Source organism: Marinospirillum sp. (genome assembly GCF_014859565.1).
Genome location: NZ_JACUUA010000341.1, coordinates 1 through 2,827 on the forward strand (window position 1 = coordinate 1; position 2,827 = coordinate 2,827).

Sequence of the window (2,827 nt, forward strand, 5' to 3'; positions counted from 1 at the left end):
CCCGTGGCGCTTTAGCGCTTAGGGCGGGGAGCAGTCACTGTTGTTTGATCAGCTGCCAGCATTGATCAGTCTAGAAGCGGTTGCGGATACGTTCTCTGCGCCGCGCTGGATTTCATCCATGATATTGGCAACCTGCTCAATTTTGCTGCGACCATCTTCCGAGGTGCTTTTTGCTTTCAGGATTGTTTCTGTGACCTCCTGCAGCATCTGGCGGTTTTTGTTCACTACCTCAGCAATTTCACTGGTGGATGTGCTGGTGCGGGCCGCCAGTTGGCGAACTTCATCAGCCACCACGGCAAACCCCCGTCCCTGATCACCGGCTCTGGCAGCCTCGATGGCAGCATTGAGTGCCAGCAGGTTGGTTTGTTCAGCAATGGATTTGATGGTAGCTACAATCTCTTCAATGTCTCTGGATTGATTGTTGAGTTGTTCAGTCAGTTGTGTGGCATGGCTGACCTGCTCAGAGATCTGATTTGATGTCAGTGTTGCTTCTTGCAGTGCTGTCATACCTTCAATGGCAATCTGGGCTGTTTCTTCAGAGGTACTGTTGGCAATTTCAGCTGCCTCTCGGACCGCTTGGCTCTGCTGGATACGGGCAGTGATATCACTGGCAAACTTGACGACTCGGATCACTTTCCCACTATTATCCCGAACCGGGTTGTAGGTGGCTTCCATCCACAGTACATTGCCTTGGGCATTACGTCGTTCGAACATGCCTGCTTTGAATTCACCCGCCGCCAGTTCGTTCCAGAAGCGCGGATTATCCCTATAAAAAGCATCACTGCAGAAGATGCGGTGGTGCTGACCGCAGATTTGCTCCAGGCGATAACCGACAGTGTTCAGGAAATTGCGGTTGGCCGTCAAAATGGTGCCGTCAGGCTTGAACTCGATAATGGCTTGGGATGCATCCAGAGCCTGCAGAACCGCATTTTGCTGCAGAGCTGCCAGGTGTTTTTCTGTGACATCCATGGCAATTTTTAGGATACGAGTCACCTCGCCTTGTTCATTTCTGACCGGAAAATAATTACCTTCTAGCCAGATGGTTTCACCACGAGCATTCACGCGTTCAAAGGTACCGGACTGAGCTTCTCCTTTTGCCAGTTTGCTCCAGAATTGTGCATATTCAGATGTTGAAGTCAGTTCGGAGGTGCAGAAAATACGGTGGTGTTTGTTCTGTATCTGTTCCAGTGAATAGCCCAGGGTTGCAAGAAAAAGCGGATTGGCAGTGACAATACTGCTGTCTGGTAGAAATTCAATGGTTGCGTTGTAGGCGTGAATGGCATCCAAGGTGTGCCGGACAGCCAGCAGTTGCTTTTCGGCCTGTTCCAGCTGGTTTCGTGTTTTCTGACTGGTAAACATTTTGCGTGCTCTCCTTGGAATATGCCGCCTTCATTAAGCCGCCTTATTCATGAGACATAGCTGAAAGGTGGGTATGGCAATGATATGCTATTGAAATATAACGTGTTCTTGCAAGAGAGGCTTATCTTATCTCGACGACCAAAGCCATGGGTAAAATTATACCACCATGGAAGCCGCCTTCAATGTCTCCTTGAATCTTTCGCTCAGCAGTCAGGCCAACAGCAGTGATGCCGATGCACTTCTAGAGCAGTCTAGTCCCTCTAATCAGCAATCGCCAAGTGGTTGGCTCTATCGGTGGGAAGCTGTTGACGGGCTGCATCTGGGTTACAATGCTTTTTTTGTTTACAGCGGAATGATATATGAAGATTTGGGTTGATGCCGACGCCTGCCCCGTTGTTTTGCGCGAAATTCTCTTCAAGGCTGCGGAGCGGGTGAAGGTGCCGTTGATTATGGTCGCTAATCAGCCGATCAAAGTACCAAAATCTGAGTGGATCAGTGCCATTCAGGTGTTGTCAGGTTTTGATGTGGCAGATGATGAGATCGTGAAACGTGTTGAAGCCGGTGATCTGGTGATCACCAGTGATATACCCTTGGCTTCCGAAGTGATCGACAAGGGTGGGCTGGCGCTCAATAGCCGGGGAGAGTTGTACACGCTGGATACCATCAAGGCACGGCTGAATATTCGTGATTTTATGGATACCATGCGCTCCAGCGGTGTGCATACCGGTGGGCCGCCTGCGCTGAATCAGCAAGATCGACGGGAGTTCTCCAATCAGCTGGATCGGATTCTGACTCGTTATATGCGCCAGCAAAGGGCAGGGGGCTGAATTTTGTCTAGCAAAACCCGCGTAAACCCTTGCCCAATCGGGCGGGGAGCAGTCACCTGTTCTGAGTCCATCCGCTTGGGCGACACCCAAACCTGCCGGTGGTGGATAAAATAAAAATGAATTTGATTGACTTGTAATAAGAATAAGCGCACTGTGTGTTCGTTGGTTGCAAGGTAGTAAAAAGTGTTGTGACAGTACTGTGATCGAAGATTATGTAAGAGTTTCGGTAACATCAGTTCTTCATTAGACCTATCTTGATTCCCGCAACAATGAGCTTGGGAAATCACTTCTGAAAGTTCTGATATTAATTTATTTTAAGGTATTATCGAAATGGCTAACGGCACAGTAAAATGGTTCAACGACACTAAAGGTTTTGGTTTCATCACTCCTGATAACGGTGGCGACGACCTGTTTGCCCACTTCTCTGAAATTCAATCTCAGGGTTTCAAATCCCTGGCTGAAAACCAGAAAGTTTCCTTTGAAGTGACCACTGGTCCTAAAGGAAAACAAGCTGCCAAGATTCAAGTTATCTAAATAACTTGTAGTCCAGCTTGAACAAAAACCCACTTTTATGGTGGGTTTTTTAATGCCTGTTTTTCAGGAGTGACTGCTCCCCGCCCTAAGCGCTAAAGCGCCACGGG

At 48.7% G+C, this 2,827-nt stretch carries 4 protein-coding genes; 3 read left to right on the forward strand and 1 reads right to left on the reverse strand.

The window, feature by feature from the left end; genetic code table 11:
- Nucleotides 1-48: 48 nt before the first annotated feature.
- Nucleotides 49-1,359, reverse strand: coding sequence for a PAS domain-containing methyl-accepting chemotaxis protein (locus IBX50_RS19335; protein WP_292258031.1), 1,311 nt, complete (start codon nt 1,357-1,359; stop codon nt 49-51).
- A gap of 166 nt (nt 1,360-1,525) precedes the next feature.
- Here IBX50_RS19335 and IBX50_RS19340 point away from each other — a divergent pair, with 166 nt between their 5' ends.
- The 3 genes from IBX50_RS19340 (at nt 1,526) to IBX50_RS19350 (ending at nt 2,720) form a co-directional block, all read left to right on the forward strand.
- Entirely contained in the window at nt 1,526-1,735 is a 210-nt protein-coding gene (locus tag IBX50_RS19340; protein ID WP_292258032.1) for a hypothetical protein, read from the forward strand.
- Nucleotides 1,719-2,186, forward strand: coding sequence for a YaiI/YqxD family protein (locus IBX50_RS19345; protein ID WP_292258033.1), 468 nt, complete (start codon nt 1,719-1,721; stop codon nt 2,184-2,186). Before IBX50_RS19340 ends, IBX50_RS19345 begins: the two co-directional genes overlap by 17 nt.
- A 330-nt stretch (nt 2,187-2,516) precedes the next feature.
- Complete coding sequence (locus IBX50_RS19350) at nt 2,517-2,720, forward strand: cold-shock protein (RefSeq protein ID WP_292258034.1); 204 nt, start codon at nt 2,517-2,519, stop codon at nt 2,718-2,720.
- Nucleotides 2,721-2,827 lie beyond the last annotated feature (107 nt).

Bases quoted from the DNA above. Each gene is read 5' to 3' on its own strand.
- IBX50_RS19350 (WP_292258034.1), top strand. From the start codon at position 2,517: ATGGCTAACGGCACAGTAAAATGGTTCAACGACACTAAAGGTTTTGGT.
- IBX50_RS19340 (WP_292258032.1), top strand. From the start codon at position 1,526: ATGGAAGCCGCCTTCAATGTCTCCTTGAATCTTTCGCTCAGCAGTCAG.
- IBX50_RS19335 (WP_292258031.1), bottom strand. From the start codon at position 1,359: ATGTTTACCAGTCAGAAAACACGAAACCAGCTGGAACAGGCCGAAAAG.
- IBX50_RS19345 (WP_292258033.1), top strand. From the start codon at position 1,719: ATGAAGATTTGGGTTGATGCCGACGCCTGCCCCGTTGTTTTGCGCGAA.